We start from the raw sequence: 16,199 nt of genomic DNA on the forward strand, positions 1-16,199 counted from the left end.
CGATGGACTTTCAACTACGCAACGTGCCGTTGCTGTCGCGGGTAGGCGCCGACCGCGCCGACCAACTGCGCACCGACATCGACGCGGCCGCCGCGGGTTGGGCCGAAGCCGCCCTGCTGAGGGTGGACTCCCGCAACCAGGTGCTGGCCGCGAACGGCCGCGTCGTGCTGGGCCCCGCCATCGCGCTGGGCGATGCGCCGCCGCCAGAGGCGGTGTTCCTGGGGCGCGTCGACGATGGCCGCCATGTCTGGGCGATCCGCGGCCCACTGCAGCCCCCCGAAGACGGTCCCAAAGATGTCGAGGTGCTGGATCTACGCAGGCTCGGCCGCATCATCGACGACGCCAGCAGCCAATTGGTGTCGTCAGCGTTGGCGCTGCTGAACTGGCACGACAACGCCCGATTCAGTGCGGTAGACGGCACGCCGACCAAGCCCGCCAGAGCAGGCTGGGCGAGGGTCAACCCGCTCACCGGCCACGAAGAGTTCCCGCGCGTCGACCCCGCGGTGATCTGTCTGGTTCACGATGGCGCCGACCGTGCTGTGCTGGCCCGCCAAGCGATGTGGCCGCCGAAAATGTTCTCGCTGCTGGCGGGCTTCGTCGAGGCCGGCGAGTCGTTCGAAGTCTGTGTTGCACGGGAGATCCGCGAGGAGATCGGACTGACCGTCACCGATGTGCGTTATCTCGGCAGCCAGCCGTGGCCGTTCCCGCGCTCGCTGATGGTCGGCTTTCACGCCGTGGGGGACCCGGATGAGCCGTTCGCGTTCAACGACGGCGAGATCGCCGAGGCGGCCTGGTTCACTCGCGACGAGATACGAACGTCGCTGGACGCCGGCGACTGGACCAGTACATCGGAGTCGAAACTGCTACTGCCCGGGTCGATTTCGATAGCCCGGGTGATCATCGAATCCTGGGCTGCTATTTGACCCGATCGGCGATGTTGTCGATGATCGTGGTGGCGATTCGCTCCGCAGGCTCGATGCCCAGCACACCGACCGACATCAACACCGAGTTCTTCACCCGGTACTGATGGCTCCAGCCGTTGTCGGTGATCCGCAGCGTGGTGGGATTGGGTTTGTCGAGCTTGAAGTCGTATTTCGGGTCGTTCAGTGCGATGCACGCATTCAGCGAGGACTCCAGCTGTTCGATCGCGCTGCGCGCCAAGTGGGCGTCCGGGTAGATCGCGACGGCCTGGCTCACCGAGTCGATCAGGGCGAGCCCGCCCGGGTCGATGTCGTCGGTCACCCCGCTGTAGCCCGCGCTGCGGAACTCGGTCCATCCGGCGGCGAAGGTGAGGTCACTGGTGCCGGCCGCTCGGCACGGCCCCGGAGCGTTCACATCGCCGGACGGCGGATGGCGCAAGTCTGCGTGTGCGTGCGCGGTGAGTTCTTCATAGTTGGCGATCCGCCGGACATCTTCGACGCTGACGATCAGTGCGTCGGCTCCCGTTGCGGTGGGAGTCGTCGCAGCTGGTGCGTTGTTGTGCGAGCACGCCGGGATCGTGGCGAACATGCACCAGACGAGGAAGACCACTTGCAACAGCCGGAGTTTGCGCCCGAGCGCCGATGCCATGGTCTTTATCGTAAGGCCGCAATCGCCAACCGTCCCTGGCGCACGCCGAGGATCCGACGTGCCTAGCCGACGCTCTCGGCCAGCTTCGCCTTGACCTCGCGGGCGCTGGGGTTGGTCAGAGTCGACCCGTCGGCGAACTTCACCGTCGGAACGGTCCGGTTGCCGCCGTTGACCGAGCTGACGAAATCTGCAGCGGCCGCGTCGTGTTCGATATCGACCTCGTCGTAGGAAATCCCTTGAGCCTTGAGCGCTGTCTTGAGCCGAACACAGTAACCACACCAAGTCGTGGAGTAGATCGTGAGCGCACCATTGGTCATGACTCGTTAACGTAGCTGGACGATGAACCATTCCAAGCTCCACCCCGCTGCAGGCGCCATGGCGTCATGCCCGGCTTGTCAGCCGTCACTGCCAAGATGGACGTCGTGCCCGTGATAGCCGACCCATTGATCGCAGGGCTGGATGACGAACAGCGCGAAGCCGTACTGGCGCCGCGCGGGCCGGTCTGCGTGCTGGCAGGCGCCGGAACCGGCAAGACCCGGACCATCACGCACCGCATTGCCCAGCTGGTCGCCGGTGGTCATGTCGCCGCGGGCCAGGTGCTGGCAGTCACCTTCACCCAGCGCGCCGCGGGGGAGATGCGGTCCCGGCTGCGCTCAATCGATGCCGCAACGCAGAGCGGAGCCGGCGTGGGCGCCGTGCAGGCGCTCACCTTCCATGCCGCCGCACACCGTCAGCTGCGATATTTCTGGAGGCGGGTGATCGGCGATACTCGCTGGGAACTCCTCGACACCAAGTTCGCGATGGTCGCCCGCGCTGCCAGCCGGTCCCGGCTCAACGTCAGCACCGACAATGTGCGAGACCTGGCCGGTGAGATCGAGTGGGCCAAGGCGTCGTTGATCAGCCCGGAGGAGTACGCGAGCACCGTGGCGGCCGTCTCCCGGGACATCCCGCTGGACGTCGAGAAGGTGGTCGCCGTCTACACCGCCTACGAGGCGCTCAAGGTGCGCGACGAGGACGTCACGTTGCTCGATTTCGACGACCTGCTCCTGCACACCGCCGCTGCGATCGAGAACGACGCCGCGGTCGCGGCAGAATTCCGCGACCGATACCGCTGCTTTGTGGTCGACGAATACCAGGACGTCACGCCGTTGCAGCAACGGGTGCTGTCGGCCTGGCTAGGCGACCGTGACGACCTCACCGTCGTCGGCGACGCCAACCAGACCATTTACTCATTCACCGGCGCATCGCCGCGTTTCCTGCTCGATTTCTCCCGTCGATTCCCGGACGCCGCGGTGGTTCGCCTGGAACGCGACTACCGGTCGACCCCACAAGTCGTATCGCTGGCCAACCAGGTGATCGCCGCCGCACGAGGCCGTGTCGCGGGCAGCAAGCTGCAGCTGATCGGCCAGCGGGAGCCCGGCCCGGCCCCGTCATTTCGGGAGCACCCCGACGAGGCCACCGAGGCTGCCGCGGTCGCCTCCGCTATCGCGGCGCTCATCGAATCCGGCACTGCACCATCCGAAATCGCGATCCTCTACCGAGTCAATGCACAGTCGGAGATCTACGAGGAGGCGCTGACCGAAGCCGGGATCGCCTACAAAGTCCGCGGCGGCGAGGGGTTCTTCAACCGCCAGGAGATCAAGCAGTCGCTGGTTGCCTTGCAGCGCGCAGCCGAGCGCGAGGTCGACGGCGACCTGCCGGGCGTGGTCCGCTCCATCCTCGAACCGCTGGGGCTGACGGCCGAGGAGCCCGTCGGCACCAAGGCCCGGGAACGCTGGGAGGCGCTCACCGCGCTTGCTGAACTGGTCGACGACGAGGTGGCCCTACGCCCCGAGCTGCAACTGCCCGCGCTGGTGGCCGAATTGCGGATACGGGCCGATTCGCGGCACCCACCCGTGGTGCAGGGCGTCACGTTGGCCTCGCTGCACGCGGCCAAGGGCCTCGAGTGGGACGCGGTCTTCCTGGTCGGACTGGCCGACGGCACGCTTCCCATTTCGCACGCGATCGCGCACGGCCCGGACAGCGAACCGGTTGAGGAAGAGCGGCGTCTGCTCTACGTCGGAATCACCAGAGCACGAGTGCATCTGGCTCTCAGCTGGGCGCTGGCCCGGTCGGCCGGTGGTCGCCAGAGCCGCAAACCCTCGCGGTTCCTCAACGGCATCGCGCCGCAAACCCGAGTGGACGCCGCGCCGGGCAAGTCGCGGCGTAACAAGGGGCCGCTGCGTTGCCGCGTTTGCAATAAGGACCTGACCTCGCCGGCGGCAGTGATGCTGCGGCGGTGTGAATCCTGTGCCGGCGACGTCGACGAGGGTCTGCTGCTCGCGCTCAAGGACTGGCGGCGCGGCGCCGCCCAGGAGCAGAACGTGCCGGCTTACATCGTCTTCAGCGACAACACGCTGATCGCGATCGCCGAGCTGCGCCCCACCGATGATGCTGCCCTGATCGCCATTCCCGGGATCGGGGCCCGCAAGCTCGAACAGTACGGACCCGATGTGCTCGACCTGGTCCGTCAGGCTCGCTGAGCGGTATTTCCGCAGGTCAGAAAATCGGTTGTTTTCGGCAGCTGGTACCGTTTAGTCTCGAAACCACAGTCGGCCGGCCCGTTGGGTTGGTCTCAAAGCAGGTAACGCGAAAGGAGGGTGGCCCGTCATGATCTCGAAAAATGAACTCGGCGTAAGCGCGGCCACCCGCACGCCCGTATGGGCCACCAGCCATGCCGCCGCTACGCCGGCGGCCGCGGGTAAGCACCGCGCCGCCGCCGCGACTGAAGCGTCCGTGAATCGGGGCTCAACCTAGGTAGAGAACCCAGTTTCGCCAAATGGCCACGGACCCGAAGTCACCCGGATCCGTGGCCACCGTTATTTGGGAACCAGCCGTTCAGAGCCTCCCAATCCTGGTCCGGATCAAAGGAAGACAGTCAACCGACCAGGAAGCAGGTGAAGAGGACATGTCGGCACCGACAGTCCCCGAACGGACGCAGCCAGCACTGCAATCGGTCCTACCGTGCCATGCCGGTGACCCCGACCTATGGTTTGCCGATACCCCGGCAGACCTCGAACGTGCAAAGACGCTGTGCGAGGACTGCCCGCTGCGGCGCCAGTGTCTGGCCGCCGCGTTGGACCGGGCCGAGCCATGGGGTGTGTGGGGCGGCGAGATCTTCGAGCGAGGCTCGATCGTCAGCCGCAAGCGTCCGCGCGGTCGTCCGCGTAAAGAAGCGGCCTGACGGCGATCGAGCAACGTGAAGCCACTGCGACTTCCGAACCCGGATCTCGCAGTGGCGTTACGTGCGAGGACTAGACAACAACGGCATCGGGCTCAATGAAGCCCGGGATCAGTTCCTCGGTCAAACGCTTGATCTCCACATGCGCGTCGAGTTGGCACAGGATCGCCGCCACGGACGCGATAACCCGCATCGGGATCGCCAGCTTGGGCGGCAGATCCATCTGCCGAGCCGTCTTGATCTGGGCGACCGACCGGTCGAACTGGCTGACGGTCATCCGCTGCAACCACCTGCGGGTGTAGTGGAACTCGTCGACCTCAATGGGTTCGACGTATTGGCGCAACATCTCATCGATTTCGCGGACCGACACCTGCTGGCCGCGCTGGATGAATCCGATCTTTTCCATAGTCGGCAGCAGCAGGTCGTAGTTCTTGTCGCGGGCCAACCGAATCGTCATACCAAGCTCGATGGGGTAGCCGCCCGGCAGTGGAGCCACCGCGCCGAAGTCGATAACGCCCATCCGGCCATCGGGCAGCAGCATGAAGTTTCCGGGGTGGGCATCGCCGTGCAGCATCTCCAGCCGGCGTGGCCCGTCAAAAGAGAACTCGAGCAACAGGGTGCCGATTCGGTCGCGTTCTTCCTGGGTGCCGTGTCGGATGATCTCGGCCATGTGCTTGCCTTCGATCCACTCCTGGATCACCACCTTCGGCGCGCTGGCCACCACGTGCGGCACCGCGAAGCGGGGGTGACCCTCGTACGCCTTGGCGAACGCGCGCTGGTTGTCTGCCTCCAGCCGGTAGTCGAGCTCCATCTCGGTGCGTTCGAACAGCTCGTCCACCACGCCTTGCACGTCGGCCCCGGGAGCGAGCTGCTTGAAGACGCTGACCATGCGTTGCATGGTCTTGAGGTCCGCGCGCAGTGCCTCATCGGCGCCCGGGTACTGGATCTTGACGGCCACCTCACGGCCGTCGGACCAGATGGCCTTGTGCACCTGGCCGATGCTGGCCGAGGCGACCGGGGTGTCGTTGAATTCACTGAAGCGATCCCGCCACTTGGTACCCAGCTGGGCGTCCAGCACCCGGTGCACCTTGGCTGCGGGTAGCGGCGGGGCGTCCTTCTGCAGCTTGGTCAAGGCTTCGCGATAGGGCTCACCGAACTGCTCGGGGATGGCGGCTTCCATCACCGACAGCGCCTGGCCGACTTTCATCGCGCCGCCCTTGAGCTCACCCAGCACGGTGAACAGCTGATTGGCCGCCTTTTCCATCAGCTCGGCGTTAACTTCGTCCTTCGACTTGCCGGTTAAGCGCTTTCCGAAGCCGAGGGCGGCCCGACCAGCCATGCCGACCGGCAGACTAGCGAGCTTTGCGTTTCGGGCAGCGCGGCCACGCTTGATGTCTGACACATATCCATCATCCACGACGGCCAGCTCATCGCATGCATCGATTTCGCCTCGGAGCATCGATCCTCGACATTTGAATGCAAATTTTTCGTTTGCGTTGGCTAGGTAGCCTCTACGCGTCACAAATCCTGTGAAGCATTGAACGCACGTCCGGAGGGTGGACCGCACTAGCCATGGCAGCCAGACAATCGCAGCACGACGCCGCCGACGCCTTGTTCCGGGCGATCATCGAGACGCTGCACCGACACCGCGACGAGCGGACCTTGAACGAGAACGTGTTGGACGCCCTCGGACGGGCATATGCGGCGATCTCCACGGCGGTTCCTGAGCAGGGCCGACTGGGGTAGAGCTGTTCAGCAGCAGCACAACGGGTGCCGCGTCCATTGCCGCGTCACGATTGAGCCGGCCCGCAGATCGAATTCCAACGTGGCGTTGAGTGCTGACGGGGGATCAGGGTCCGCGTGCTGCCCGCGCACGGCGGCCATAACCTGGTTCACCTGACCCAGTGCCAGCGCGGCGGTCGCCAGCAAGGTGGCCCGGTCGGCCACTCCGACGGTGTCACGCAACTGCGCGGCGATTGCCGGCCACGCCGCATCGCGGTCACGCCGGTGCAGGTCAGCGCATGCCAGGCAACTGGTCACTCCGGGGATCACCAGCGGGCCGATCAGGCCGGTGCCATCCCGAACCCGCACGGCAAGGTGTGGAACGCCGGCGCTCTGCAGGTCGCGCACCACGCGCGGATCGGCTACGAGGAAGTCCGCCAGCACCACCAGATCGACCGACGCGGTGGTCACCGTCGCATGTGACTGGCTGCTCTGCCCGACCTTGGCTCCCGATCCTCGCAGGGCTCCCACCAGCAGGTCCGACAGCGGCCCCCGGCCATGCACCCGGATGGATGCCGACCGTCCGGTGACATTGCGGTCACCGCGGGTCGCCACGCCGGCCTCTACGAGTTGGTTGGCCAGGTGCTGCAGGTCCTCGCCATTGAGGCCACCGCCCTGACGCTGGAGGTCCGCCAGCGCTACCGGCGACCGCATCGACCTCAACACCGCGGCCAGTCGCGTCGCGGTCAGGTCACTGGGCGGACGGATCAGAACGGCCCGGCGCGGATCCCAACCCACCTGCACAACACCGTCGGGCCGCAGCAATACCGGCATGGCCGGATCCAGGCAATACAAGCAATGTCCGGGCCGCGCCATGACATGTCACGGTGCCATGCCTGAGCGAAGCGCCGTAGTCGGTTATCCACAGAAGTAAACGACACCCGAAGAATCAGGTACCTGACTACTCAGGCTTCTTCTGGCCCTTTCGCTTTACGTTGCGTCTACCTGACGGAGGAGACCGCCGGGCGAGTGAAAAACAGGGGTTCGCCCGGAGGTGGACAGACATGTCATTGGTCATCGCAGCACCCGAGATCATGACGATTGCGGCAACCGAGTTGGCAACTATCGACTCCGAACTCGACGCCGCCCAAGCGGCAGCGGCTTCCCGCACTACGGCGGTGCAGGCTGCAGCCGCGGATGAGGTATCGGCGGCAGTTGCGGCGCTCTTCTCAGACCATGGTCAGGGGTTTCAGGCGCTTCGCGCGCGGGCGGCGGCGTTTCATCAGCAGTTCGTGCACGCGTTGAAGTCGAGTGCGGAATCCTTTGCCAGCACCGAAGCCGCCAATTTTGCGGCGTTGGGAAACAGTGTCTTCACCGATATCTTCGGGTCGCCGGCCATCGAGCCGGTCCCGGCCACGGAAAATCCGATTTTCACCGGCAAACAGTCGCTACTAACCCGAATTGAAACCGCTCTGTTGCGGCCGGTAAGCGCTTTCATGACCGTATCCGGAATATGGGACCAGATGGGGGTGCTGAATTCCCCAGTCCAGAAGCTATTTGCCAGCGGTCTCCTGGCGCCGATCTTCAGCGACTCCCCTCCGAAGCTCTTGACGGCGCTGTTGGGAGAAACGGTCCAGTACACCACCTACGACGGCATGCGCGTCGTGCAGATCACCCCTGCAAATCCCAACGGCAACTACGTGGTCGCCCTGCATGGTGGCGGGTTTATCTGGCCGCCGATGATCTTCCACTGGCTTGGCTACTCGGTGATGGCCTACCAGACCGGCGCGACCTTTGAGGTGCCGATCTATCCGTTGATTCAACAAGGAGGTACCGCCGGCACGGTGGTCCCCAGCGTGGCCGGCTTCATCTCCACACAAATCGCCGCACACGGCGCTTCTCGCGTCAGCGTGCTCGGTGACTCCGCAGGCGCCACCATCGGACTGGCCGCCGTTCAATACCTGGTGGCGAACCACCAAACCGTACCGGCGTCGATGGTTCTGCTGTCCCCGCTTATGGACCAACGTTTGATTAATCCGAACATTGGGTTCATCAACGATCCTTTTTTCCCTCCTCGCGGAAACATGCTTTACCACACGGCGCAGCTTTGGGCAGGCGATCTTGCGTTGACCGATCCTCTGGTGAGTCCACTATTCGGATCACTTGACGGGCTCCCGCCGACCTATATCTACGCGGGTTCGCTAGATCCGGTCGCACCCGATTTGTTTGTCCTCGCGCAAAAAGCCATAACTGAGTCGGCTCCGATCAGGTTTGCGATGGCCAGCGGCGGATTCCATGACTGGATTTTGCTGAGTCCGGGAGGTCTTCGCTACTGGCCGCAGATCAAGCAGGAACTCGGTATCTAAAGACGTGCTTGCATGAAGCGCAGCTGTGAAACGGCAGAACAGGTAGTCAACTACTCGTGCTTCGCCGAACGTCCTGTTTTACGTTGCTAGAGCCAGACGCTAGCGACAAATCAGTGACCTGCCCGGAGGTACGTAGACATGTCATTTGCAACCGCGCTGCCAGCGACGATGGCGGCGGCAGCCGCCGATCTGGCGAGTATCGAGTCGGCGCTCAGCACGGCGCGCAATGCTGCCGCGGCCTCGACGACACAGTTGCTGGCTGCGGGTGCTGATGAGGTATCGACGGCAATCGCGGGGCTCTTCTCCGGCCATGCCGAAAACTTTCAGGCGCTCAGCGCGCGGGCGGCGGCATTCCATGGCGAGTTCGTGCAGGCCCTGCACGCGGCCGGGGGCGCTTACGCGTCAGCGGAGGCGGTCAACTTGCAGACCATCGAGCAGGCGGTGTTGGGAGTGATCAATGCTCCGACGAATGCGTTGTTCGGAACGCCCCTGATCGGGAACGGAACCGACGGTGTGCCTGGCACTGGGCAGGCGGGCGGGCCGGGCGGGCTGTTGTTCGGCAATGGCGGTCACGGCGGGTCCGGAGCGGCCGGGCAGCCCGGCGGCAGGGGCGGCAATGCCTGGCTTTTCGGCAACGGCGGCCAAGGCGGGACCGGCGGGGCCGGCGCTACCGGCATCGCGGGTAACGCCATGGGCGGTGCGGGCGGCGCCGGCGGTCTTGCCGGCAATGGCGGCCCGGGCGGCAATGGCGGATTTATTTACGGCAATGGCGGCATCGGCGGTCACGGAGGAGTGGGCGGGACCGGCGGGACTGGCGGGAGCATCACCTTCAACGCTAAAGGGGGCAGCGGGGGTAACGGTGGCACTGGCGGCAACGGCGGGCCGGGCGGCCAGGCCCAAGGCCTGGCGGGACTGTTTGGCGGCCACGCCGGGGTCAATGGCGACGGCGGTGCCGGTGGTGTTGGCGGCAATGGCGGCAATGCTGGCCTCAATGCGCCCGGCGCCTTCAGCACCGCCGGCGGCAATGGCGGCAATGGCGGCACGGGCGGCGTCGGCACCAACGGCGGCGACGGGGGTACCGGCGGCAATGGCGGCCAGAGCCTCACTGTCGCCACCACCTCGGCCGCTGCAGTCGGCGGTGGAGGGGGCGGCGGCGGAGAAGGCGGCGACAGCACCGGCGGCGGGCATGGAGGTACCGGAGGCACTGGTGGGAGCGGCGGCAGTGCGAGCGCTGTCGCCGACACCGGCGGGGGCGGCAAAGGTGGCCTAAATAATCTTCTTGGTGGCGGGGGCGGCGGCGGGGGTGGCGCCGTCGGCTTGAACGGGGGCCCAGGAGGCGGCGGTGGTGCCGGCACCGTCGCGATAGTCGGACCCACGATGGCCGGCGCCCCCAGCGGCTTGACCGGGGTCGGTACCGGCGGAGGGCTGGGCGGTGGCGGCGGCTCCGCCGGGGCCAATGCCACCGGGCTCTTTGCCTCTGGCGGCGGCGGCGGCGGGGGCGGCGGCGGCGCTGCTGGCGGCACGGGCGGTACAGGCGGGAACGGCGGCGGCCTGATGGGTGGCGGCCCGGGCGGCACTGCGGGCCAGGCCGGCAGCAACGGCTTCGCGTACGTACAGAACATGGGCACGGCGACCGCCGGCCTGAGCGGTACCGGCGGTGTCGGCGGCGGCGGTGGCGGTGGAAGTGGCTCAAGCAGCGGCTTTGGCGCTACCGGCCAGGGCGGCCAGGGTGGCAAAGCCGGCAACGGGTGACCCTGCCGGCGGGTCAGTTATCCGCCGGCACCGGATTCTGGATCGTCGCGGCTCTCACGGTTGAGTTCGGCTTCCAGATCGGAAATCGCCTGGTCGATCCCGCTGGTGTCGCCGCCGACGATCCGGTCGATGAACGCCGCTGGATCGTCGAGATCCTCCGCACCCGGCAGCAGGTCCGGGTGTTGCCAGACCGCGTCACGCTCGTCCATACCCGCGGCCTGGGTCAGGCGGGTCCACAATGCGCCAGCCTCCCGAAGCTTGCGCGGACGCAGCTCCAAGCCGACCAAAGTGGTGAAGGTCTGTTCAGCCGGCCCGCCGCTGGCCCGTCGGCGGCGCAGCGTCTCACTGAGTGCCGCTTCACCGGGAAGCCGCTCACCCAAGGCCTCGGTCACCACTGTCTGGACCCAGCCCTCGATCAGCGCGAGCAGCGTCTCGAGCCGCTCCAGCGCCTGGGTTTGCGCCGGCGTCGCCTTCGGTTCGAACACACCTTGGCTCAGCAGTTGCTCCATGGCGGCGGGGTCGGCCAGCGAGGCCGGGTTGAAATCCCGGGCCAATTCCTCGATCCCGGACATGTCGATCTGCATGCCCTTCGCGTACGCCTCGACGGCCCCCATCAGCTGACTGGACAGCCAGGGCACGTGGCTGAACAGGCGGTGATGGGCCGCTTCCCGGGCAGCGAGGAATGTCATTATCTCGCTGCGCGACTGTTCCAGTCCGCTGGCGAAGGCCTCCACCGCATCCGGTTGGATCGCTGCGACGCCCTTGGGCCCCAGCGGCAGGCCGATGTCCGTCGACGTCAGCACTTCCTTGGAGAGCCGGCCCAGCGCCTGTCCCAACTGCGAGCCGAAGGCGACGCCGCCCATCTGCGACATCATCTGCAGCAGCGGTCCGGCCATGCTCTTGGCTTCCTCCGGCAGCGACGACACCCACACGGCCGAAATTTGTTCGGCCATCGGGTCGCACAGTCGCTTCCAGGTCTGCAGCGTGTTGTCGACCCAATCGGAGGGGCTCCAGGCCACCGCCTTGGTGGTGCCGGCCGGCAGTGCCGTCGCCCCATTCAGCCAGGTCTCGGCCAGATGCACCGCGTCGGAAATCGCCGAAGTCGTAGCTGCCGGGATCGGCGCGACGAATCCGATCGAGCTGGACGCGACCTGTCGGGCGAGGTCGTAGTTGACCGGACCGGCATTGTTTCCCGCGCTCATCGCGCTGCCGACACCGCCGAACATCTCACCCAGCTTGGTGAACAATTGGCCGAGGTTGGCCATATCGAAATCGCCGCCGCCAAAGCCGAACTGGCCAAACGGGTTGGCGCCCGATCCGGAGTCGGGGTCGTTCTTCCCGCGCTTGTCGCGTTCGGGGTCGTCTCCACTGGAGAAGCCGAAAGGCACGTCAGCCATGGGGTCAACGGTACTCACCAGCGAATCCGAACGCGCGAGGCACGGTCACGCTTGTAGCTGAATTCCTCCGCGACCCCACGACTGAGGGGCCGGTTAGGGTGAACGGCGTGAACAGGCGGATTCTGACCTTGATGGTCGCGCTGGTGCCGATCGTGGTGTTCGGCGTCCTGCTGACGATGGTGACAGTGCCGTTTGTGTCACTGGGTCCCGGGCCGACGTTCGACACCCTTGGTGAGGTCGACGGCAAGCAGGTAGTGCAGATCGAGGGAACACAGACGCACCCGACGTCGGGCCACCTCAATATGACGACGGTGTCGCAACGCGACGATCTGACCCTGGGTGAAGCCCTCACGCTGTGGGTCTCCGGTTCCGAACAACTGGTCCCGCGCGATTTGATCTACCCCCCGGGCAGGTCGCGCGACGAAGTCGACAAGGCGAACAACGCCGACTTCAAGAACTCCGAGGACAGCGCGGAGTACGCCGCGCTGGGATACCTCAAATACCCCGAAGCGGTGACCGTCGCGACGGTCACCGATGGCGGCCCGTCCGCGGGCAAGCTGAACGCCGGTGATGCGATCGACGCGGTCGATCGGACGCCGGTGGCCAACGTGGAGCAATTCACCTCGTTGCTGAAGAACACAAAGCCGGGACAGGTCGTCACGATCGACTACCGCCGCAAGAACGAGCCGGCCGGCGTCGCGCAAATCACGTTGGGCACCAACAAGGATCGCGACTATGGGTTCATGGGCGTCGCGGTGCTGGACGCGCCCTGGGCGCAGTTCACAGTCGGCTTCAACCTCGCCAATATCGGCGGGCCATCGGCCGGATTGATGTTCAGCCTTGCCGTCGTCGACAAGCTCACCACCGGCGACCTGGCCGGTTCCACCTTCGTCGCGGGCACCGGGACGATCTCCGTCGACGGCAAGGTGGGGCCGATCGGTGGAATCACGCATAAGATGGCCGCCGCCCGCGCGGCCGGTGCCACGGTGTTCCTGGTGCCCGCGAAGAACTGCTACGAGGCGGCCTCCGATATTCCAGCCGGATTGAAGCTGGTGAAGGTGGACACGATCGGTTCAGCGGTAGACGCATTACACGCAATGACACATGGCGCGCAAACTCCGAGTTGCTAGTCCGACCGGATGCGTACAGTTATGACCGTCGGGGAAACGAAGCAGGGAGCGTAGCCAGTGGGAATGCGGCCCACCGCAAGGATGCCGAAGTTGACTCGGCGCAGCCGGATTCTGATTCTTATCGCAATCAGCGTGATCGTGTTGCTGTTGGCGGGTCCGCGCTTGATCGACACCTACGTCGACTGGCTGTGGTTCGGTGAACTGGGCTACCGCTCGGTGTTCACCACGGTTCTCGTCACCCGCATCGTGGTGTTCCTGGTGGCCGGGGTGTTGGTGGGCGGCATCGTGTTCGGCGGGCTCGCGCTGGCGTACCGCACCCGCCCGGTGTTCGTTCCGAACAACGACAACGACCCGGTGGCTCGGTATCGCGCGATCGTGATGGGGCGCCTGCGGCTGGTGGGCATCGGAATCCCGGTGGCGATCGGTGTGTTGGCCGGCATGGTCGCGCAAAGCTACTGGGTGCGGATTCAGCTGTTCCTGCACGGGGGCGACTTCGGCATCACGGATCCCCAGTTCGGTAAGGACCTCGGCTTCTACGCGTTCGAGTTGCCGTTCTACCGGCTCGTGCTCAGCTTCCTGTTCGTCGCGATCTTCCTGGCGGCGGTGGCGAACCTGGTGTCGCACTACCTGTTCGGCGGCATTCGACTCTCCGGGCGTGCCGGGGCGCTGAGCCGGTCGGCGCGGGTCCAGCTGATCAGCCTGGTCGGAACCCTGGTGCTGCTCAAAGCCGTTGCCTACTGGCTGGATCGGTACGAACTGCTGTCGCACACCAGGGGCGGCAAACCGTTCACCGGGGCCGGCTATACCGACATCAACGCGGTGCTTCCGGCCAAACTGATCCTGCTGGCGATCGCGCTGATCTGCGCGGTGGCGGTGTTCTCCGCGATCACCTTGAAGGACTTGCGGATTCCCGCCATCGGTCTGGTGCTGCTGCTGCTGTCATCGCTGATCGTGGGTGCCGGCTGGCCGATGATCGTCGAACAGATCAGCGTCAAACCCAATGCCGCGCAGAAGGAAAGCGAATACATCAGCCGAAGTATCGCTGCGACGCGCCAAGCCTATGGGCTGACACCGGATGCGGTGACCTATCGCAACTACACCGGCGACGGTCAGACGACCGCGCAGCAGGTGGCTACCGACCGGGCGACAACCTCGAACATCCGTCTGCTGGACCCGACCATCGTCAGCCCGGCGTTCACCCAGTTTCAGCAGGGCAAGAACTTTTATTACTTCCCCGACCAGCTGTCCATCGACCGCTACATGGACAAGAACAACAATCTCCGCGACTACGTGGTCGCCGCACGCGAACTCAACCCGGATCGGTTGATCGACAACCAGCGCGACTGGATCAACCGCCACACCGTCTACACGCACGGCAATGGGTTCATCGCGTCGCCGGCGAACACGGTGCGCGGCATCGCCAATGACCCCAACCAGAACGGCGGATATCCGGAGTTCTTGGCCAATGTCGTCGGCGCCAACGGCAGCATCGTGTCCGACGGGCCGGCGCCACTGGATCAGCCGCGGGTCTATTACGGACCGGTCATCTCCAACACAGCTGCCGACTACGCGATCGTCGGCAAGACCGGTGCCGATCGCGAGTACGACTACGAGACCAGCAACGAAACCAAGAACTACACCTACACCGGCGGTGGCGGTGTCCCGATCGGTGACTGGCTTTCCCGCAGCGTGTTCGCGGCGAAGTTCGCCGAGCGAAACTTTCTGTTCTCCAATGTGATTGGCTCCAACAGCAGGATCCTGTTCAACCGTGACCCGGCGCAGCGGGTCGAGGCCGTGGCGCCGTGGCTTACCACCGACAGTTCGGTGTATCCGGCGATCGTCAACAAGCGACTGGTGTGGATCATCGACGGCTACACGACGTTGGACAACTACCCGTACTCCGAACTCACGTCGCTGTCGTCGGCGACGGCGGACTCCACCGAGGTGGCGTTCAACCGACTGGCGCCGGACAAGAAGGTCTCCTACATCCGCAACTCGGTGAAAGCCACCGTCGACGCCTACGACGGCACCGTCTCGTTGTACCAGCAGGACGAGAACGACCCGGTCCTGAAGGCCTGGATGTCGGTGTTTCCCGGCACGGTCAAGCCCAAGAGCGATATCAGCCCTGAACTCGCTGAGCATCTGCGCTATCCCGAGGATCTGTTCAAGGTGCAGCGCATGCTGCTGGCCAAGTATCACGTCAACGACCCGGTGACGTTCTTCTCCACCTCGGACTTCTGGGACGTGCCGCTGGACCCGAATCCGACCGCCAGCAGTTATCAGCCGCCGTACTACATCGTCGCGAAAAACATTGCCAAGAACGACAATTCGGCTTCGTATCAGCTGACCAGCGCGATGAACCGGTTCAAACGGGATTATCTGGCCGCCTACATCAGCGCCAGTTCCGATCCCGCGACCTACGGCAAGATCACGGTGTTGACCATCCCTGGCCAGGTGAACGGCCCGAAGCTGGCCAACAACGCCATCACCACCGATCCGGCGGTCTCCCAGGACCTTGGTGTGATCGGGCGAGATAACCAGAACCGCATCCGCTGGGGCAATCTGCTGACGCTTCCAGTGGGTCAAGGCGGACTGTTGTACGTCGAACCGGTCTATGCGTCGCCGGGTGCCAGCGATGCTGCGTCCTCGTATCCACGGTTGATCCGTGTGGCGATGATGTACAACGACAAGATCGGATACGGCCCTACGGTCGGTGACGCGCTGACCGCGTTGTTCGGGCCGGGCGCCGGTGCCGCGGCGACGGGCATACAACCGACCGATGCTGGGTTGCCGCCGAACCCGCCCGCTAACCCACCGCCGAATCCGAACGCCGGACCGGGGACGCCGCCACCGACAGCGGTGCCACCGCCGCCCGATGGCTCGGTGACCTTATCGCCGGCTAAAGCCGCCCTGCTGCAAGAGATTCAGACCGACATTGCCGCAGCTCGCGATTCGCAGAAGAAGGGCGACTTCGCCGGTTACGGGTCTGCGCTGCAGCGTCTCGACGAGGCCATCACCAAGTTCAACAACACCAAGTAGCCTG

13 protein-coding genes are annotated in these 16,199 nt (G+C 65.3%); 8 read left to right on the forward strand and 5 right to left on the reverse strand.

The window, feature by feature from the left end; genetic code table 11:
• Positions 1–2 precede the first annotated feature (2 nt).
• On the forward strand, positions 3–923 hold the full coding sequence (gene nudC / locus ACZY1I_RS03630) for an NAD(+) diphosphatase (protein ID WP_463752884.1): 921 nt from the start codon (positions 3–5) through the stop codon (positions 921–923).
• Here nudC and ACZY1I_RS03635 read toward each other — a convergent pair.
• Together ACZY1I_RS03635 and mrx1 are read right to left on the reverse strand one after the other, a co-directional pair.
• Entirely contained in the window at positions 916–1,569 is a 654-nt protein-coding gene (locus ACZY1I_RS03635; protein ID WP_463752885.1) for a sensor domain-containing protein, read from the reverse strand. The genes nudC and ACZY1I_RS03635 overlap by 8 nt on opposite strands.
• A gap of 62 nt (positions 1,570–1,631) precedes the next feature.
• Positions 1,632–1,886, reverse strand: a complete 255-nt coding sequence (gene mrx1, locus ACZY1I_RS03640) for a mycoredoxin Mrx1 (RefSeq protein WP_463752886.1) — start codon at positions 1,884–1,886, stop codon at positions 1,632–1,634.
• Positions 1,887–1,982: 96 nt separating this feature from the next.
• On the opposite strand from mrx1, the gene ACZY1I_RS03645 reads away from it, so the two are divergent.
• Positions 1,983–4,091 carry an ATP-dependent DNA helicase UvrD2 gene (locus ACZY1I_RS03645; protein ID WP_463753494.1) on the forward strand — a complete coding sequence of 703 codons (2,109 nt, stop codon included), beginning with the start codon at positions 1,983–1,985 and terminating at the stop codon, positions 4,089–4,091.
• Positions 4,092–4,516: 425 nt separating this feature from the next.
• The gene (locus tag ACZY1I_RS03650) at positions 4,517–4,792 is read left to right on the forward strand and encodes a WhiB family transcriptional regulator (protein WP_463752887.1); all 276 of its coding nucleotides are present in this window, start codon (positions 4,517–4,519) and stop codon (positions 4,790–4,792) included.
• 70 nt (positions 4,793–4,862) lie between these two features.
• Here ACZY1I_RS03650 and ACZY1I_RS03655 read toward each other — a convergent pair whose 3' ends face one another.
• Positions 4,863–6,206, reverse strand: coding sequence for a macrolide-binding ATPase MABP-1 (locus ACZY1I_RS03655; protein WP_463753495.1), 1,344 nt, complete (start codon positions 6,204–6,206; stop codon positions 4,863–4,865).
• Between the two features lie 155 nt (positions 6,207–6,361).
• On the opposite strand from ACZY1I_RS03655, the gene ACZY1I_RS03660 reads away from it, so the two are divergent.
• Entirely contained in the window at positions 6,362–6,535 is a 174-nt protein-coding gene (locus ACZY1I_RS03660; protein ID WP_463752888.1) for a hypothetical protein, read from the forward strand.
• Between the two features lie 6 nt (positions 6,536–6,541).
• Here the strand turns inward: ACZY1I_RS03660 and ACZY1I_RS03665 are convergent, their stop codons facing one another.
• A complete protein-coding gene (locus ACZY1I_RS03665) occupies positions 6,542–7,387 on the reverse strand; it encodes a cyclodehydratase (protein ID WP_463752889.1) in 846 nt (281 codons plus the stop codon).
• A 188-nt stretch (positions 7,388–7,575) separates the two neighbouring features.
• Here ACZY1I_RS03665 and lipY point away from each other — a divergent pair, with 188 nt between their 5' ends.
• Together lipY and ACZY1I_RS03675 are read left to right on the forward strand one after the other, a co-directional pair.
• On the forward strand, positions 7,576–8,877 hold the full coding sequence (lipY, locus tag ACZY1I_RS03670; protein WP_463752891.1) for a triacylglycerol lipase LipY: 1,302 nt from the start codon (positions 7,576–7,578) through the stop codon (positions 8,875–8,877).
• Positions 8,878–9,015: 138 nt separating this feature from the next.
• Complete coding sequence (locus ACZY1I_RS03675; protein ID WP_463752892.1) at positions 9,016–10,629, forward strand: PE family protein; 1,614 nt, start codon at positions 9,016–9,018, stop codon at positions 10,627–10,629.
• A gap of 17 nt (positions 10,630–10,646) precedes the next feature.
• Here the strand turns inward: ACZY1I_RS03675 and ACZY1I_RS03680 are convergent, their stop codons facing one another.
• Entirely contained in the window at positions 10,647–12,026 is a 1,380-nt protein-coding gene (locus ACZY1I_RS03680; RefSeq protein WP_463752893.1) for a zinc-dependent metalloprotease, read from the reverse strand.
• A 107-nt stretch (positions 12,027–12,133) separates the two neighbouring features.
• Here ACZY1I_RS03680 and ACZY1I_RS03685 point away from each other — a divergent pair, with 107 nt between their 5' ends.
• Both ACZY1I_RS03685 and ACZY1I_RS03690 read left to right on the forward strand, forming a co-directional pair.
• Positions 12,134–13,156: a YlbL family protein gene (locus ACZY1I_RS03685; protein WP_463752894.1), complete on the forward strand. Its 1,023-nt coding sequence runs from the start codon at positions 12,134–12,136 to the stop codon at positions 13,154–13,156.
• Between the two features lie 57 nt (positions 13,157–13,213).
• Complete coding sequence (locus ACZY1I_RS03690; protein ID WP_463752895.1) at positions 13,214–16,195, forward strand: UPF0182 family protein; 2,982 nt, start codon at positions 13,214–13,216, stop codon at positions 16,193–16,195.
• Positions 16,196–16,199 lie beyond the last annotated feature (4 nt).

The organism is Mycobacterium sp. IDUB_37, assembly GCF_055419245.1.

What these genes read in the sequence shown, in the direction of transcription:
- nudC (WP_463752884.1), top strand. Translation starts at nt 3, where the DNA reads ATGGACTTTCAACTACGCAACGTGCCGTTGCTGTCGCGGGTAGGCGCC.
- ACZY1I_RS03635 (WP_463752885.1), bottom strand. Translation starts at nt 1,569, where the DNA reads ATGGCATCGGCGCTCGGGCGCAAACTCCGGCTGTTGCAAGTGGTCTTC.
- mrx1 (WP_463752886.1), bottom strand. Translation starts at nt 1,886, where the DNA reads ATGACCAATGGTGCGCTCACGATCTACTCCACGACTTGGTGTGGTTAC.
- ACZY1I_RS03645 (WP_463753494.1), top strand. Translation starts at nt 1,983, where the DNA reads ATGGACGTCGTGCCCGTGATAGCCGACCCATTGATCGCAGGGCTGGAT.
- ACZY1I_RS03650 (WP_463752887.1), top strand. Translation starts at nt 4,517, where the DNA reads ATGTCGGCACCGACAGTCCCCGAACGGACGCAGCCAGCACTGCAATCG.
- ACZY1I_RS03660 (WP_463752888.1), top strand. Translation starts at nt 6,362, where the DNA reads ATGGCAGCCAGACAATCGCAGCACGACGCCGCCGACGCCTTGTTCCGG.
- ACZY1I_RS03665 (WP_463752889.1), bottom strand. Translation starts at nt 7,387, where the DNA reads ATGGCGCGGCCCGGACATTGCTTGTATTGCCTGGATCCGGCCATGCCG.
- lipY (WP_463752891.1), top strand. Translation starts at nt 7,576, where the DNA reads ATGTCATTGGTCATCGCAGCACCCGAGATCATGACGATTGCGGCAACC.
- ACZY1I_RS03675 (WP_463752892.1), top strand. Translation starts at nt 9,016, where the DNA reads ATGTCATTTGCAACCGCGCTGCCAGCGACGATGGCGGCGGCAGCCGCC.
- ACZY1I_RS03680 (WP_463752893.1), bottom strand. Translation starts at nt 12,026, where the DNA reads ATGGCTGACGTGCCTTTCGGCTTCTCCAGTGGAGACGACCCCGAACGC.